At 34.1% G+C, this 16,543-nt stretch carries 19 protein-coding genes; 2 read left to right on the top strand and 17 right to left on the bottom strand.

Annotated features, from left to right (window positions below):
• Nucleotides 1-82: 82 nt before the first annotated feature.
• Entirely contained in the window at nucleotides 83-1,309 is a 1,227-nt protein-coding gene (locus C5F47_RS02610; RefSeq protein WP_179361356.1) for a phosphoglycerate kinase, read from the top strand.
• On the opposite strand, the gene C5F47_RS02605 is transcribed toward C5F47_RS02610, so the two are convergent.
• The 12 genes from C5F47_RS02605 to C5F47_RS02550 all read right to left on the bottom strand — a co-directional run bounded on the left by C5F47_RS02605 (nucleotide 1,302) and on the right by C5F47_RS02550 (nucleotide 11,424).
• On the bottom strand, nucleotides 1,302-1,649 hold the full coding sequence (locus tag C5F47_RS02605; RefSeq protein ID WP_179361355.1) for a hypothetical protein: 348 nt from the start codon (nucleotides 1,647-1,649) through the stop codon (nucleotides 1,302-1,304). The two genes, C5F47_RS02610 and C5F47_RS02605, sit on opposite strands and share 8 nt — an antisense overlap.
• A gap of 1 nt (nucleotide 1,650) precedes the next feature.
• Nucleotides 1,651-2,094, bottom strand: a complete 444-nt coding sequence (locus tag C5F47_RS02600; protein ID WP_179361354.1) for an iron-sulfur cluster assembly scaffold protein — start codon at nucleotides 2,092-2,094, stop codon at nucleotides 1,651-1,653.
• Nucleotides 2,091-3,335, bottom strand: coding sequence for a cysteine desulfurase (locus C5F47_RS02595; RefSeq protein ID WP_179361353.1), 1,245 nt, complete (start codon nucleotides 3,333-3,335; stop codon nucleotides 2,091-2,093). The genes C5F47_RS02600 and C5F47_RS02595 overlap by 4 nt, the downstream gene beginning before the upstream one ends.
• Nucleotides 3,336-3,338: 3 nt before the next feature.
• Complete coding sequence (locus C5F47_RS02590) at nucleotides 3,339-3,647, bottom strand: Rieske (2Fe-2S) protein (RefSeq protein WP_179361352.1); 309 nt, start codon at nucleotides 3,645-3,647, stop codon at nucleotides 3,339-3,341.
• 4 nt (nucleotides 3,648-3,651) lie between these two features.
• Nucleotides 3,652-5,052: a Fe-S cluster assembly protein SufD gene (gene sufD / locus C5F47_RS02585; RefSeq protein WP_179361351.1), complete on the bottom strand. Its 1,401-nt coding sequence runs from the start codon at nucleotides 5,050-5,052 to the stop codon at nucleotides 3,652-3,654.
• A 27-nt stretch (nucleotides 5,053-5,079) separates the two neighbouring features.
• On the bottom strand, nucleotides 5,080-6,480 hold the full coding sequence (sufB, locus tag C5F47_RS02580; RefSeq protein WP_179361350.1) for a Fe-S cluster assembly protein SufB: 1,401 nt from the start codon (nucleotides 6,478-6,480) through the stop codon (nucleotides 5,080-5,082).
• An 88-nt stretch (nucleotides 6,481-6,568) separates the two neighbouring features.
• Nucleotides 6,569-7,363, bottom strand: coding sequence for a uroporphyrinogen-III synthase (locus C5F47_RS02575; protein WP_179361349.1), 795 nt, complete (start codon nucleotides 7,361-7,363; stop codon nucleotides 6,569-6,571).
• Nucleotides 7,363-8,103, bottom strand: coding sequence for a uroporphyrinogen-III C-methyltransferase (cobA, locus tag C5F47_RS02570; protein WP_179361348.1), 741 nt, complete (start codon nucleotides 8,101-8,103; stop codon nucleotides 7,363-7,365). Before cobA ends, C5F47_RS02575 begins: the two co-directional genes overlap by 1 nt.
• Nucleotides 8,100-9,035 (bottom strand): hydroxymethylbilane synthase, encoded by a 936-nt coding sequence (hemC, locus tag C5F47_RS02565; RefSeq protein WP_179361347.1) that lies wholly within the window; start codon nucleotides 9,033-9,035, stop codon nucleotides 8,100-8,102. Before hemC ends, cobA begins: the two co-directional genes overlap by 4 nt.
• A complete protein-coding gene (gene hemL, locus C5F47_RS02560) occupies nucleotides 9,032-10,309 on the bottom strand; it encodes a glutamate-1-semialdehyde 2,1-aminomutase (protein WP_179361346.1) in 1,278 nt (425 codons plus the stop codon). Before hemL ends, hemC begins: the two co-directional genes overlap by 4 nt.
• A 25-nt stretch (nucleotides 10,310-10,334) precedes the next feature.
• The gene (locus tag C5F47_RS02555) at nucleotides 10,335-11,018 is read right to left on the bottom strand and encodes an MIP/aquaporin family protein (protein WP_179361345.1); all 684 of its coding nucleotides are present in this window, start codon (nucleotides 11,016-11,018) and stop codon (nucleotides 10,335-10,337) included.
• A 4-nt stretch (nucleotides 11,019-11,022) separates the two neighbouring features.
• Nucleotides 11,023-11,424 carry an arsenate reductase ArsC gene (locus C5F47_RS02550; RefSeq protein ID WP_179361344.1) on the bottom strand — a complete coding sequence of 134 codons (402 nt, stop codon included), beginning with the start codon at nucleotides 11,422-11,424 and terminating at the stop codon, nucleotides 11,023-11,025.
• A gap of 46 nt (nucleotides 11,425-11,470) precedes the next feature.
• Here C5F47_RS02550 and C5F47_RS02545 point away from each other — a divergent pair, with 46 nt between their 5' ends.
• A complete protein-coding gene (locus C5F47_RS02545; RefSeq protein ID WP_179361343.1) occupies nucleotides 11,471-11,770 on the top strand; it encodes an ArsR/SmtB family transcription factor in 300 nt (99 codons plus the stop codon).
• On the opposite strand, the gene C5F47_RS02540 is transcribed toward C5F47_RS02545, so the two are convergent.
• From C5F47_RS02540 to C5F47_RS02520, 5 genes are all read right to left on the bottom strand, one after another.
• Nucleotides 11,767-12,069: a P-II family nitrogen regulator gene (locus tag C5F47_RS02540; protein WP_179361342.1), complete on the bottom strand. Its 303-nt coding sequence runs from the start codon at nucleotides 12,067-12,069 to the stop codon at nucleotides 11,767-11,769. The two genes, C5F47_RS02545 and C5F47_RS02540, sit on opposite strands and share 4 nt — an antisense overlap.
• Nucleotides 12,066-13,151 carry a sodium-dependent bicarbonate transport family permease gene (locus C5F47_RS02535; RefSeq protein WP_179361341.1) on the bottom strand — a complete coding sequence of 362 codons (1,086 nt, stop codon included), beginning with the start codon at nucleotides 13,149-13,151 and terminating at the stop codon, nucleotides 12,066-12,068. Before C5F47_RS02535 ends, C5F47_RS02540 begins: the two co-directional genes overlap by 4 nt.
• A 35-nt stretch (nucleotides 13,152-13,186) precedes the next feature.
• Nucleotides 13,187-14,173, bottom strand: a complete 987-nt coding sequence (locus tag C5F47_RS02530; RefSeq protein WP_179361340.1) for an inorganic phosphate transporter — start codon at nucleotides 14,171-14,173, stop codon at nucleotides 13,187-13,189.
• Nucleotides 14,174-14,182: 9 nt separating this feature from the next.
• Complete coding sequence (locus C5F47_RS02525) at nucleotides 14,183-14,812, bottom strand: DUF47 domain-containing protein (protein WP_179361339.1); 630 nt, start codon at nucleotides 14,810-14,812, stop codon at nucleotides 14,183-14,185.
• A 128-nt stretch (nucleotides 14,813-14,940) separates the two neighbouring features.
• Nucleotides 14,941-16,536, bottom strand: a complete 1,596-nt coding sequence (locus tag C5F47_RS02520) for a hypothetical protein (RefSeq protein ID WP_179361338.1) — start codon at nucleotides 16,534-16,536, stop codon at nucleotides 14,941-14,943.
• Nucleotides 16,537-16,543 lie beyond the last annotated feature (7 nt).

Genomic DNA, 16,543 nt, shown 5'->3' with positions numbered 1-16,543 from the left:
GTGTCTTTTAATTTTTGTCAATAGATAAGTTTTGAAATAAAAATGAATAAATCATTTCTGATCGGCTAAAGAATTTAACCAAGTGGACAATAGACAAATTGTGAAGGTGCTCACACTAGATGATTTTGACCTAAAAGGCAAGACTGTTTTTTTGAGAGTGGATATGAACTGTCCAATAGATCCTGAAACATTAGAAATTTCTGGGACTAAAAGAATCGAAGAAGCAATTGAAACTCTCGAATCACTAAAAGAAGCCAAAGTGGTCATCGGGTCTCATCAAGGCAGAGTTGGAAATAATGAGTATATTGGAATGGACAAACACGCCAAAGTCCTTGAAAAATTAATGAATAGAAAAATAAAATATGTTGAGGACACAATTGGTGAAGCAGCACAAAGTGCTATCAAAAACTTAGAAGAAGGTGAAATTTTACTTTTAGATAATCTTCGATTGTGTGCAGAAGAAAATTACGAATTTACTCCAGAAAACGCAGCTAAAACAATTATGGTTTCTCGTTTATCGAAATTATTTGATCTTGTAGTATTGGATTCATTTCCTAGTGCACATAGATCACATCCATCAATAGTAGGATTCCCACAAGTTCTTCCAGCATGTGCAGGAAGAATTGTGGAGCGAGAGGTTAGAAATCTTGATGAGATTATGACTGTAGCTAAAGCACCGCATGTTATTGTGCTTGGAGGTTCAAAAATTCCAGACAGATTGGAGGCGATTAAATTATTGATTCAAAATGGTAGAGCAGACCATGTACTACTAACAGGATTGATTGGTAATGTGTTCATGCGAGCACAAGCTAGAATCAAATCACCGATGGGAATAAAACGTGAAGAAGAAGTGGTGGCAAAAGCTCACACATTGATAGGAGAATATCCAGATGTTTTTGCAACCCCAGTAGACATTGCAATTGACAAAGATGGAGAAAGAGTGGAGATGGATGTAAGAGAAATGGGTAAAGGAGATAAAATATTTGATTTAGGACCAAAGACTGTAGAATATTATTCAAAATTAATTGCAGGTGCAGGAACTGTATTTATCAGTGGGCCAGCAGGATTTTTTGAAAAAGATAATTTCAGTTATGGAACTAATGCATTACTAAATTCAGTAGCAAATTCAATGGCAACAACAATTGTAAGTGGAGGACATCTTACTACGGCATTAAAACAACAAGGATTAGCTGATAAAATCAATCACATTAGTACTGCAGGAGGAGCACTAGTACTTTATCTTACAGGAGAGAAATTACCGATGATTAAAGCATTAGAAGATGCTGCAATTAAATACAAATCTAAATAGAAGATTTGCAAGTAGGGTTAGGACATTTTTTCTCTTCTGAAGGTCCTAAATGAACATCATTATCACATGCATTGCAATGATGTTTCTCTATAGGATCAAATAATTTTAGATACATTGTGGTAAAGTTCTGGGCAATATTTCTTGCAAGACCAGAATCACATAATTCGTTGAAGAATATTTCAGTATCATCTATTATCCAAGAAGGATCAAGATCACCATCGGATTTGAGAATTTCAAAAATTTCATCATTTGTAAATTTGGTATCAACATCATTGAATTTATCAAAGATAATTTTTCGGATTTGAAGTGCAATTGGTACTGTAGGAGTAAAATCACTCATACTAGTACAGATTTGCTGCCTCTTCTTTTAATTTATCCACATCTCCAGTATCTTCTAGATTCTTTCCAATGTAGGTATAAAGAGCAGATTTGAGTACCTTGAGAGAAAGCAATGCACATTTGATTCTGACAGCTTGTAGATGTTCAAGACCCAATTCACTCAAAACATCATTTTTTTCTATGGCTCTTGCTTCATCAATAGTCTTGCCTTTTGTTATTTCTGTCAAAACTGAAGAACATGCCATGCAAATTGCACATCCTTTTCCATGAAATTTAATATCAGTAACCTTGTTTTCATCAATTTTCATATCAATGTCAATACTGTCACCACATAGAGGGTTAGAATCGTGGAATGTCACATCATGATTTTCAATTTCTCCATAATTGATGGGGTTTCTTGAATAATCAACGATCATTTCATGGTAAATGTCTGCGTTACTACTCATAATTTGAACACCTTTGCCACAATATTTAATGAATTTACCAGAATATCAATGTCTTGTTTAGTATTGTAAATGTAAAAGCTGGCTCTAGACGTTGCTGCAACGTTTAGTCTTTCCATCAATACTTGTGCACAGTGATGTCCAGATCGTACTGCAATTCCTTCTTCATCAATAATTTGAGCAACATCATGGGGATGAACATCTGCAAAATTAAATGAAATAACACCACCACGTTTTGAAATATCTTTTGTGCCATAGATATGAAGTCCTTTAACTGCAGATAATTTTTCTATAGCATATTTTGTTAGTTCAATTTCATGTTCTCTAATGTTATCCATTCCAATTTTTGTCAAATAGTCAATTGCGGCACCCAATCCAACAACATCTGCAATGTTTGGAGTTCCTGCCTCAAACTTGTATGGTAAATCATTCCAGGTTGTTTCATATTTGTGAACTTCACGAATCATATCTCCACCACCATGGAATGGAACCATAGTTTCCAATACAGATTTTTTCACCCATAAAACTCCAATTCCAGTAGGTCCAAGCATTTTATGACCAGAAAATGCAAAAAAGTCACATCCTAATTTTTCGATATCAACTTTCATGTGTGGAACAGCTTGTGCACCATCAATCAAAGTAAGGACACCTGCAGCTTTGCATTTTTCTATAATTTTTTCAGCATTAGTTATTGTTCCAAGAACATTTGACATTAAACTAAAAGTGACTAGTTTGACTTTGCCTGTTGCCAAGATTTTATCAAGGTCATCTAGAATTAATTCACCATCATCATCCATTCCAATGTATTCTAGTTTTGCCTTTTTTTCTTGTGTTACAAGTTGCCATGGAACAATATTGCTATGGTGTTCATATTCAGTAGTAACTACAATGTCTCCTTCTTTGATATGAGGTCTACCCCATGCATACGCAACTAGATTAATTGCCTCAGTAGTACCCCTAACAAAAATAATTTCTTGACGATTTTTAATATTAACAAAGTTTGCGATTTTATCGCGTGTTGCCTCATATGCTTCAGTAGCTTCTTCAGCTAGTGCATAAACTGCTCTATGAATATTTGCATTATGGTTTTGATAATAATCTGTAATGGAATCAATTACTTGATTTGGTTTTTGAGTAGTAGATGCATTGTCCAAATAAACAAGAGGTTTGTTATCTCTAACAGTTCTTTTTAAAATTGGAAAATCATTTCTAATATTTTCAAAAAGGGATTCAGTACTTTGCATATCTTAAAGCTCCACGTAAATTTCGTTGGCGTCTATTTTAACATTGTATATTTTAAGAGGAGTTTCAGCAGGCAGATTTTGTGGTTCACCATTTACCAAATTGAAAACAGAGAGATGTAATGGACATCTAACACCTTCATCACTTAGAAAACCAGTAGAAAGATCAGCATCAGCATGAGTACATATCAAATCAGTAGCATGAATTTTTCCCTTTAGATTTGCAATGAGGAGTTTTTTATCTTCATGAACAAAACCAAAAAGTTGTCCTTCTTTTACCTGCTCTGTACTGCAAGCTTTAATCCATTCAGACAAAATATCACCTATACTTGTAGTGTTGTTCTATTTCAGAATCTTCGTTGTAACGAGTTTCCTCAATTTCAACAAACTTTGTTAGTTCTTCATCAGTGTTAATTGTAAGTTCTTTGTTGTCCCATTTTGATTCAATAAGATATGCAATCCAGGCTCTAACTTGAAAAGACATTTTTCTTGAAAGTGGTTCCAGGAAACCTTCAACAATTGTTCTTTCAGCCTCTTCATGGCTTAGACATCTGGTTTTTAAATAGAAAACTTGTTCTTCATCTATTTGTGCAACAGATGCAGAGTGAGTAGCCTTTACATCATTTGTAAAAATTTCTAATCCAGGAATTGCATCAGATTTTGCATCTTTATCTAATAGAATTGAACGACCAGACAAAAATGAATTTGATTTTGCGGCATTTTCTTTGATTCTAATCATTCCTTTAAAAAGGGATTTTGATTTGTTTCTAAGAATAGATTTTTCGACAACTCGTCCTTCAGTTGCTGGACTTTCATGATTAACATTAGTTTGAATATCAAATGATTGCTCATTATTTCCAAAGATGACTTCTGAATCATTAGATGATGCACCAGTACCATTTAGGAAATATTCAATTTTGTATCTAGACAACATTGAACCAAACAATCCAGAATACCAATTGACTTTAGCATCTTGAGCCAAATCAGTTCTTCTCGTTGAGAATGCTACTGCATGTTGATCAATCATTTGTAAAGTAGTGACATCTAGTTGTGCATTAGCTCCAAGGGTAGTGTTCATTAATTCCAGATAGGCTTGTTGAGTTTGAATATTAGGAGAGTATAATTCTTGAACAATGGTAGCCTTGCTACTTTCATCGGCAAAGATGACATTTCTAGAAATGGTTGAATGACCATCTTCAGATAGGCAAGTGAACATGTGAATTGGTTTTTCGACAATCAAATTACGTGGAATGTGAATGAATATTCCTGAATTAAAAGCAGCATTGTTTAGTGCAGTAAATTTATCTTCTTCAGATTTTGAAGCCTCTAATGCTTTTTTTACTAATTCAGAATTATTTTTTATGGCATCAGAAATTGAAGAGATGACCAGTCCTTTAGATTTTAATTCATCAGGAAGATTGATTTTGATAATATTTGTTCCAATTTGAATAATACAAATTTCATTTTCTAACTCACCTAATCTTTTGGTTAAGAAACTAGGAATTGTTTCTGTAGTAGATGTTGAAAGAGATACTTTTTCTGGATCCATCTTTTTTGCATCAGTGTATTTGTTGTATAGTGGAGACAATTCAATTGGTAAACTATCATAGACAGATAGAGAATTCTTTCTATAATCTTTTAGCCAATCAGGTTCATTTCTTGATGAGGAAATATCATCGATGACACTTGTGTTGAGTTTTGAAAGAATTTCTTGGGACATGATTTATCAAAATTAGGTATTGGGAGTTTATCCCACTGAGTCATCCATCTCTAGTTTGATGAGTCTGTTTAATTCAACAGCATATTCCATTGGTAATTCTTTTGTAAATGGTTCCATGAAACCATTAACAATTAGTGACAATGCTTCTTCTTCACTAAATCCTCTGCTCATTAGATAGAAGATTTGTTCATCACCAATTTTTCCAACAGTTGCTTCGTGGGTAATTGTTGCATCTTCCTGATTAATTTCCATGTAAGGATAGGTATCAGTTTTGGATGTATCATCTAAGAGTAATGCATCACATCTTACAGTTGATTTTACACCAGTAGCACCTTTTGCTACATTTAGCATTCCTCTGTAAGTGGAACGTCCATCCAGTCTACTTACTGACTTTGATGTGACTTTGGAAGTGGTATTTGGTGCAAGGTGAACCATTTTAGCACCTGTATCTTGATGTTGTCCTTTACCAGCAAAGGCAATGGATAATGTTTCACCATAGGCTCTCTCACCCATAAGGTATACTCCAGGATACTTCATTGTTAGTTTACTACCAATGTTTCCATCAATCCATTCAACTGTTGCACCTTCATATGCATAAGCACGTTTGGTTACAAGATTGTAAACATCTGCACTCCAGTTTTGGATTGTAGTGTATCTTAATTTTGCATCTTTGTGTGCCACTAACTCTACAACTGCGGAGTGTAGTGATTCTGAAGAATAGACAGGAGCAGTACAACCTTCAATGTAGTGTACTTCTGCACCTTCATCTACAATGATCAATGTTCTTTCAAATTGACCAATGTTTTCGGCGTTAATTCTAAAGTAAGCTTGTAGAGGCATGTCTACTTTGACACCTGGTGGAACATAGATGAATGAGCCACCACTCCAAACTGCACTGTTTAATGCTGCAAATTTGTTATCCTCTGGAGGAATAATTTTTCCGAAGTATTTCTTGAATATTTCTGGATGTTCATGAAGAGCTGCATCAGTATCTAAAAAGAGAACACCTTGTTTTGCCAAGTCTTCTCTTAAACTGTGGTATACAACTTCTGATTCATATTGTGCACCAACACCTGCTAAAAATTTCTTTTCAGCTTCTGGAATTCCAAGTTTGTCAAAGGTATTTTTGACATTTTCAGGAACATCGTCCCAGTTCTTTTCTACTTTGTCAGATGCTTTTGCATAATAGTAAATATTTTGGAAATCAATTACACTTAGATCTCCACCCCAAGTTGGCATTGGTTTTTGCATAAAAATTTCAAAAGAACGTAATCTGAAATCAAGCATCCATTGTGGCTCTTTTTTCATTTTACTAATTTCTATTACAGTTTCCTTAGACAGGCCTTTCTTGCTAAGGTGGACATACATTTCTGTAGAGTCTTTAAAATCATATTGTGAATAATCCATATCTAGATTTTCAGTAGTCATGTTCGTCATAACCCCGTTATATTATAAATACATGAGGAAAAATAGGCACAGCTAAATAGCTTCAGCTAAATTTTAGAGTCTAGATAATCTAACAAAGACTAGTTTTCATTGTATCAAATGCACCAGCAACTGTATGCAGATCAGATACAACATAAGGAACATCAAATTTCTTTAGTTCCTCAGATGTAAAAGGCCCAATACACACTAGAGATAATTTTGAGAGATTGTTTATCAAATCAGATTTTTCATAATCTTTTTGCATAATCTCAAAGAACCCACGAACTGATGATGCACTAGTAAAGATTACACCATCAACTTTGTTTTGGGAGAATAATTCTCTAAATCCATTCCATTGCGTAGTGTCTCTAAATGCACACACATCATACAGATGAATTTCTACAACGTGAATTCCAATTTTGTTTAGTAGTTCTTTAAGAAAAGGATTAGATGCACCACTACGAGGAATGATTACTTTTTTGCCAACTGCATTAATTTGAGAAAATTCCTCACCAACGCCTATTGAAGAATTATTTTTTGGTTCGTGATTTACTTTAATTCCATATGTGTTGAGAGTTGCAGTAGTTTTAGGACCTACAGACATTACCATAGTGTTGGCAACTGCCAATTGTAATTTCTCAAAATTTCCAATCTTTTTTGCAGTATCAAATAATATTTTTACAGCTTTTGAACTCAAAAATACAGAATAGTCAGGATGTTCGGTTGCTACTAGATTCAAAAAGTCATCGACAATTTTTGCACCCTTACTTACAAGTTCTATTGTAGGTAAAGGAATTGGTATTGCTTTATTACTTTCAGCAAGTGAAATGAATTCAGATGCATCATCTTTTGAGCGAGTAATGGCTATAGTTTTTCCATCAAGCATTATTTCCAACCTATAGAATCTGACAAATCAACGACATTGCCAATTATAATATTTGTAGGAGGAGTAATTTTGTTTTCTTTAACTTTTTTTGCAATATTTGTAACCGTACCTTTAATCATTTTTTGTTTTGGAGTAGTTCCATTTTGAATAACAGCTACAGGAGTTTTTTTATCCATTCCACCAGCAATGAGTTGTTTACAAATAACATCAATTCTAGATAACCCCATCATAATTACAATAGTATCAACAGATTTTGCAAGATTTTTCCATTTGACAATTTCTTTTTTCTTTTCTGGATCTTCATGACCAGTAACAAAAACTACAGATGATGCATGTTTTCTATGAGTTAATGGAATCCCAGCATAAGTTGCAGACCCAATCCCAGAAGTAATTCCTGGAACAATTTCATATTTTATTTTATTTTCTTTAAGAAATTCTGCTTCTTCTCCACCACGTCCAAAGATTATGGGATCACCACCCTTTAGCCTAACTATATTTTTTTTAGATTTTGCATACTGCACCATAAGATCATTTGTTGTGTTTTGATGAGTTGTATCATCACCAACTGCACGACCGACGTAGACTTTTTCTGCTTTTTTTGGAATCATGGAAATAATTTTTTTGCTTACCAGTCTATCATAAAGGACGACATCTGCTTTTTCAAGTAATTCAACTGCACGTAATGTAATTAATTTACTATCTCCAGGGCCTGCACCAACAAGATACACTTTTCCAGTCATGTCTTATTCCATTCCTCTACTTTTTCTCTCCAATTTAATGCAAGATCATTTACTCCCTTGGAACGTAGTTCTTCTCCAGCACTTTTTCCTAGAGATTTAGGATCATCTTTGTTTCCAATTTTGTTTACCAGAAGAGATTGTTTTCCATCTACAGAAAATGCAGATACGCTCAAAGTCATCTCAGAACCATTTGATTTAGCATATGCCCCTAAAGGAAATCTGCATCCAGAATCAACATAATCAGAAAGAGAACGCTCAGCCTCAATCTCTAAACGAGAATTAGCATCTTCAATTTTTTTTAACATGGAAATTGTTTCAATATCATCTGCTCGTGCAACAATAGCAATAGCACCTTGGCCAGGAGAAGGGGAAAAATCTTCAATTGATAGCATAGAATACTTTACATCAACACCCAATCTAGAAATTCCAGCTTGTGCAAGGACTATAGCATCATAGTTCTCTCCAGATACTTTTTTTATTCTAGTTTCAATATTTCCGCGAATCGGTTTTACAATGAGGTCTGGTCTTTTTCTTGACACTTGAACTGCTCGTCGTAAAGAACTAGTTCCAATTACAGAGCCTTCTTTGATAGTATCTAGTGTTGAACCATCTGAAGAAATGAATACATCGTTGACTGCTTCACGTTTTGGGATAGATGCAAGTATTAGATTTTCATCTAGTTCTGATGGAACATCTTTGAGACTATGTACAGCAAAGTGTACTTCTTTTTGAGCTACTGCCCTATCAATTTCTTTTTCAAAGATTCCTTTTTGATCTATTGTAAATAATGGTCTAGTATCAGTATCACCTTTTGTGGTAATTGGTTTGATTTCATATTCGCAATCAGGATTCACTTTTTTTAATTCAGAGATCACCCAGTTTGTCTGTGCAACAGATAGTTGACTTCCCCTAGCTCCAACTATGTACTTCAATTTTTCACCGATGTTAATGCAGAATGGTATGCATCAAGAGTTTTGTTTAGATCAGTTTGAGTGTGAGCATCAGAGAGAAAAACCACTTCAAATTGAGAAGGAGCAATAAAAATTCCCTTTTTTAGTAGAGTTTGGAATAATTTTTGGAATTTCTTTGCATTTGCATTCTTAGATGATTGATAATCTACAACAGGTTTGTTTGTGAAGAAAATCTGAAACATTGAGGCTGTAAAATTGATTTGGTGTGGGATTTTCATGTCAGTAGCCATGTCATCTAGTGCGGTAGAAAATAGCAAATTGAATCGCTCAAGTTTTGAATATAGTTTATTTTTGATTTTGTTAATTGTTTTAATTGAACTAATTGCAGCACTAACAGAAATTGGATTGCCAGCAAATGTACTTGCTTGGTAAACTTTCCCTCTAGGGGAAAGTAAATCCATGATTTCTTTTTTACCTCCAACTGCAGAGATAGTAAATCCATTGCTTAGTGCTTTGGCCATTGTAGTTATGTCAGGCTTAATTCCAAAATGTTCTTGCGCTCCACCAGGTGCAACTCTAAAACCTGTAACAACCTCATCAAAAATTAATGGAATGTTATTTTCTTTAGTAATTTTTCGTAAATCAGAAAGGAAATTCTTTTCAGGTAAAATTAATCCCATATTTGCAAGAATTGGTTCCACAATAACTCCTGCAATGTCTTTATTTTTTCTAATTGTTTTTTGTAAATCTTCAATATTATTATATTCTACAACCAATGTGTTTTTTGAAACTTCATCCAAACCACCATCAGATACAGAAATTCCATTATGAGCAGAACCAGAACCAGCTTTGACTAAAACAGAGTCATGTGCACCATGATAACATCCTTCAAATTTTATTATTTTCTTCTTTTTTGTAAACCCACGTGCTAATCTAATTGCAGTCATTGTTGCTTCGCCTCCAGTGTTCATCAATCTTACTTTGTCAACAGATGGAAAATTTCCAATGATTAATTTTGAGAGTTCAATTTCGGATTCAGTGGGAGTACAGTATAGAGTGCCTTTTGATAATTGGTTTGATACAGATTTGATTATTTCTTTTCTTCTGTGTCCTAAGAGTAAAGCACCATATCCATTGCAAAAATCAATGTAACGCTTGTTATCAGCATCCCAGATGTATGCACCATTTGCTTTTTTTGTGAAGAATGGATAGGGTTCAAAATATCTAACTGGACTATTAACGCCTGAGGGGATCACCTTTTTTGCAATATTGAATAATTTTTTGGATTCAGACACTACTCATGGGTATTTTGGGTCATTATTATTCGTAATTTGCGGCTCTTTGTGCTTGGAATTTCTTTCTAAAGAAAAATGCCGCAATTGTAGTTCCCACATAGGGTGCAGTCCAGTAAAGCCAGAGATGTTCAAAAGTTCCAGACAATAATGCGGGGGCAAGAGCCCTAGCAGGATTCATAGATGCGCCAGAAATAAAAGCCAAAAACAGAATATCCAATCCAACTATTCCTCCAATTGCGACTCCACTAAATCCTCTCAAACCTTTAGTATACACAACATAAAAGATCACACCCATTAACATCGCAGAAGCTAAAACTTCAACTGGAAAAATTACAAAAATTGAAAAATCAAGATTGGGAGCATTTGCTCCAAGATTCATTTTGTCTCCAATGAATGTTAAAACAAAAAGTGATCCTAATATTGCACCAATTATTTCTGCTGTAAAATAATATACAATTTGAATTTTAGAAATGTGGCCTGTAATATAATAACCGATAGTTACTGCAGGATTAAAATGTGCTAAAGATATTTTTCCAAAGGAATACACACCAATTAGTAGTGCAATAAATGGAGCTACAGCTGCAAATGGAATTCCTAATTGACCGTCAAAAACTTCAGCATCATAAACTATTGAGCCAGTTGCAAAAACTACAAGAATGAAAGTTCCAATTAACTCAACTGTAAAAATCTGCAAGTTTGAATAGACCATTTACTTATGCCTCAAGAGATTTAATTAAATTTAGAACTTCAGATTTTATTTTATCACGAATTTCTCTAACTTCATCAATAGTTTTTTCTTTTGGATCAGGAATATTCCAATCAAGAGTATCTTTGACAAACAAGGAAGGACACGATTCTTTGTCCATGCATCCCATGTTGACAGTTTTAGAAGAATATTTTATCATAACATCAGACAAAATTTTTGGTTTTTGATTTACCATATCAATTCCAATTTCTTTCATCACTTTAATTACAATTGGATTAAGTTGAGATGATGGAGTAGTACCAGCACTAGACACATTGAAATGATTTGGAGCAAATTTTCTAAAAAATGCCTCAGCCATTTGACTCCTACCTGCATTTTCTACGCATACAAACAGGATATTTTCAGACATTTCTATAATATCACATAAATATCAGTTTATATAAATTTAAATTGATATGAATGGGGTCAGCCTTCTAAAATGTATTTGTGATGAAACTCGTTTTGAAATTTTAGAATTGCTACAAAAAAACAAAGAGTTGTGTGTGAATGATTTTGTAGAGAAATTAGAAAAAGATCAGCCATTAGTTTCACATCATCTAAAGACACTAAAAAAATGTGGAATAGTCAGATCAAGGGATGAAGGTAAAAAAGCAATGTATACAATTTCAAATAATCAACTATCAGAATTGATTTCAACGGTTACAAAAACAAGTAAAAAGATTCCAATTTTATGTTCAGATGACAAATGTTGTTAGAACTTTTCAGTTCGTACTACGCCAACATCACTAACATAGAGAACTATTGCAAAGTTTGCAAATAATGTTCTTGAGATCTCTTCTACAACATCTTGTAGTTTTTCCTCACGCATAATTACTTCAACTTTAACATTTTTTTCAGTTTTTAGACCTTGTCCACGAAGTCCACGTGCACCATTGCCATCAACTTCATAAGTTGTATATCCAGTGATTTCATGTTTTTTGAGAATCTCAATGATATTTTCTTGTGCCAAAATCTCACAAGTTATTGTAAGCAGTTTAACATTGTACAGTTTCACAAGAATCCCTCAGTAATGTAATTGAATAAGTCTATCGTTCCATCTCCAGAATGTACAAGTGTGGAGATGGTAAACAGAATAGGCAATGTGACAATGATGTTAAATGGGAATGTTATTCCCAAGGCAGATGTTATGTATAGACTTGGTTTTGCTTCAGGAATTGCATGACGTAAAACTGCAGGGGCTGCAATAAAGGAAGCACTAGCCATTAACAATCCAAACATGACTGCGCCACCTACGCTCAATCCCAATGCAGTTGAAACTAAAACACCAACTATACCATTGAATAATGGCATGATTATTGCAAAAGAGGTAAGAAAAATGCCTACTTTTTTGATATCATCAAGTCGTTGACCAGCAATTATTCCCATTTCAATCATGAAAATTACAATTGCTCCAGTAAACATATCGTCAAATACAATTTTGATTGGTTCAAAACCCTCTTCTCCAATTATGTAACCAATCACAATACTACCAAGTAAAATTACAATTGCTTTTCCAGTAATGGATTCACGTAATACTTTTGAGAGTTTTATCTTAGTTTGGTTAAATCCAACATCAATATCAGTTGAGTTGTCATCAGAGAAAGATTGTTTTTTCTGACGGATTTGTTTTGCTACTGCCATATTTGTCATAAATATTGCTAAAATGAAGGCAAGAGGTTCTAACACTGCAAGAATGGCTGCAATGTATCCTTCTGAAGAAACTCCCTGATTTTTTAAAAATGATAAACCAACAGAGAAATGAACCGCACCTACCGCACCATAAGTAGATGCTAAAGCGTAAGAATCAAACAAATTGAATTTTCCTAGTCTTCTTAGAATTTGATAATGATTTAATGTAAACAACAAAGATAAACCAATTGCAACTAACATTGGAATCAACATGTTTTCAAATCCAGTGTTACGCATTTCGATTCCACCATGCAAACCAATAGCTGCAAGAAGATAGATAGGTAAGAATTCAGAAATAGCTTCAGGGATTTTCAAATCAGATTTTATTCTAGCTGCAATTATTCCAAATAGAAAAAATAGAATTATTGGCGTTAGTAGATTTGCCTGAATTAATTGTAAAATGTCCATTTGAATATTTCAAAAAATTTTTGCTGAAATAAAAATTAAACAAACAGATGAATCAGATAAGTAAAACCAATGCCCATAGCGGCTGCACCGGGGATTGTGATTATCCATGAAAATACGATTTGTCGACTAACTTTCCAGCGAACAGCACGTTTTCTTCTTGCAGCACCTGAGCCCATAATGGTGCCTGTAATTGCGTGCGTAGTACTTGCAGGAATGCCAAATACTGCAAATATTGCCAACATCAATCCACCACTTGTTTCAGCAGCAAATCCTTGATATGGTTTGAGTCTTGTGATTTTAACTCCAAGAGTTTTGATAACTTTGTAACCACCAAAGAAAGTACCAAGACCCATGGCAGTTGCGGCTGCAAAGATTACCCATAGGGGCATTTCAAGATCTGGAACCAATCCTGCTGAAAACAAAATCAAAACGATAATTCCCATTGTTTTTTGTCCATCATTTGCACCATGAGTTAAGGCAAACCAAGCTGATGAAATAATTTGTAATCTACCAAATGTTTTGTTTACAGGTCCAGGTTTACGACTTGCAAATATTGTAATAATCAAAGTTGTTACTAGAAGACCAAAAATAATTCCACCAATTGGAGCAATAACTATTCCTGCAAAAACTTTGGTTAAACCACCATATACTAATTTTTCAAATCCTAATCCTGCAATACCAGCACCCATTATTCCTCCAACTAAAGAATGACTGTTTGAAATTGGTAATCCAAAATAGGTACACAAAGTACTCCATCCAATTGCACCTGCCAGACCACCTACAATCATATACACTGTAATATCATCAGGACTGACAATTCCTTTTGCAATAGTTGCTGCTACAGCAACACCGAAAACGAATGGGCCAATGAAATTCATTGCTGCAGATAGACCTACAGCATGTATTGGTTTTAGAACACGTGTTCCAATTACAGTAGCAACAGAATTTGCAGAATCATTAAATCCATTTACAAAATCAAAGATTAATGCTACAATAATGGCACCTATTGCTACTTCTAACATTTAATCATCTCATGTATATTTTAGAACTATATCTTCGATGACATCTGCAACATCAACACATCTATCAGATGCTGTCTCCATTGTTTCGTAGATATCTTTTAGTTTGATGATTTTAATCGCATCATCACTTTCAAAAAGTTCTTTGATTGCTTCTCTATACAAGTCATCAACAGTATGCTCAATATCACCAGTATTTCTGCAATGTTCAATCATATCTTTTGAATTTTTCATATTCTGTAGTTTTGAAATCATGTATTGTACTTCTTTTGTAGCTTTGACCAATTCCTCAGCCATCTGTTGAGTGTATGCTGGAGGAGTAGTGATTTTGTAACTGTATACTCTGGCTGCAATTCCATCCATGAAATCAATTACATCATCTATTTTTGATGCAATTCTTTGCATATCCTCACGATCCAGAGGAGTGATGAAGGTTTTATTTAGTTCAGAAAATATGTCTCTAGTTAAAACATCAGCCTCCGTTTCAAGTCGATGAATTTTTTGAACTTGTTCTAAATTATCAAGATGTTCAAATAAAACCACTACGGCCTCAGAGGTTTCAACTGCTTTTTTTGCTAAATTATCAAGAATTGTTAAGAGTTCTTTTTCATTGGATTTTATCCAAGATAACCATTGTCCCATGATTGATTGGAGGTGAATTTGGAGATAAGGCTAGTGAACATATAGTCTATTGTTCTATATAGTTACATGATCAAAATACATAATCAAATTTGATCGCATTAAAAAAATAAAATAAGAAAAAAGAGTGTTTACTCTTGTACTGTAAATCCAGGGCCCCAACTATCGGTGTTTCTAAGATCACCGGTGTTTAGGGTTTTTGCATATGTTGTAGTATCAAACATTGCATCATATACAGGACTATTTGGTGTGTAACCTTTGCATTCAAAGTCAAAAGTATTCTCAAAGGCAAATTTACCCTTGATGTAAGTTTCTTCTTTGTTCATTGCAGAGTTTATTTCATAATCTGTTACACGACAACCAGAGTAATTGTATACTCGAGCAGTTTCTTCACCATACATGAGATTTACATCAACATCAAAGTTTTCAACATAGTTTGAACCTTGAACGCTTTGAATTGAAAGATTCTCATCTACTCTTTGATAGAGCATTGGAAAATCACCCACAATTCCTTCCAGAGTAAATGTTGGATATGATCTATCTAGAACATTGTGTTGATCAAAGATTGGGAAGTTAATTATTTCAACCCCATCACGATATGTGAATATGACCTTTGCTGTTGCGCCTTGACCCATATTATATTCATGAATAGGAGCAATGCTTTCAGTCATAGTGGTTTTCCAAACTTTAGTGGTTCCAGCCATCTGACCATAGCCAGTATTGGTAGTGTCAATTCCGGCACATGCAAAGTCGATGTTTTGAACAATTGCAAATCCAGATTTACCAGTAAAGCTTTCTTCCTTGTCAGATTTTGTTTCTATATCTGCACCATTAATTCTACAATCAGTATAATCAATTGTTCTTATAGATTTTCCATTTACAAATTCTACTTTAGCATTAAAATCAGAATTGTAAGATGTTGGAAGAGCAGAAGTTTTCCTAGCAGTGTCAATTTCTTTACCTAATAGTGGGAAGAAATCAAGAGTACGCTCTACTGAAAATTCAGGACCTGCATCATCGGTTTCTCCAAATCCTGAATTGATGTAGAATCCATGATATTCGATTCGTTCTTGTCCATTTTCAAAGTCAAATGTAACAATAGTTCTTACATCTTCAGCAAATGTGTAATCTAACGGAACTGTTGCATAATCAGTAAAAGTTCCTTCATACATAGATAAATCTACAGGATTGTTTGAGTTTAGACCTCCACATCTGAATTCAATATCATCAACTATTGCAAATCCAGATTTAGAAGAAGTGTAACTTTCAAAATCACCAGAATTCAACGTCTCAGCAGAATAGGCTAAAATTTCACAGTTATAGTATCCAATGGAACTAAAGACAATGTCATCTCTTAAGAAATCCACATCTACATCAAAATAACGATAATCATAATCCCAACTTCCATTTGCACTATCAATCATCAATCTATACTTGTAAGACTCATCTAGTGCTTTGTGTAAGTGAGGAGACTCACCAATTACTCCTTTTACTTCAAATGTTGTTCCAGTATTTGAGACAAAATCAGTAGTCATTGAAAAAGATGGGAACTCGTGTATTTCTACTCCGTCTCTAAACGTAAAAGTCATAACGGCTTTGACATTCTCAGCCATCTTATATCCAGATTTTTCTTCCTCTGCAAATGCCTCATAGTTTGGAATCATTGCAATTGAAAGAATTGCAAATAAACTCAATGTTGTTGTTAACAGAATGTTTTTGGTAGTCATTAAAAAA

Origin of the sequence: Nitrosopumilus cobalaminigenes (assembly GCF_013407145.1) — an archaeon.
Lineage (GTDB): Archaea > Thermoproteota > Nitrososphaeria > Nitrososphaerales > Nitrosopumilaceae > Nitrosopumilus > Nitrosopumilus cobalaminigenes.
The sequence above is the reverse complement of the archived record's forward strand: the minus strand, read 5'-3'. Positions and strand labels throughout refer to the sequence as shown.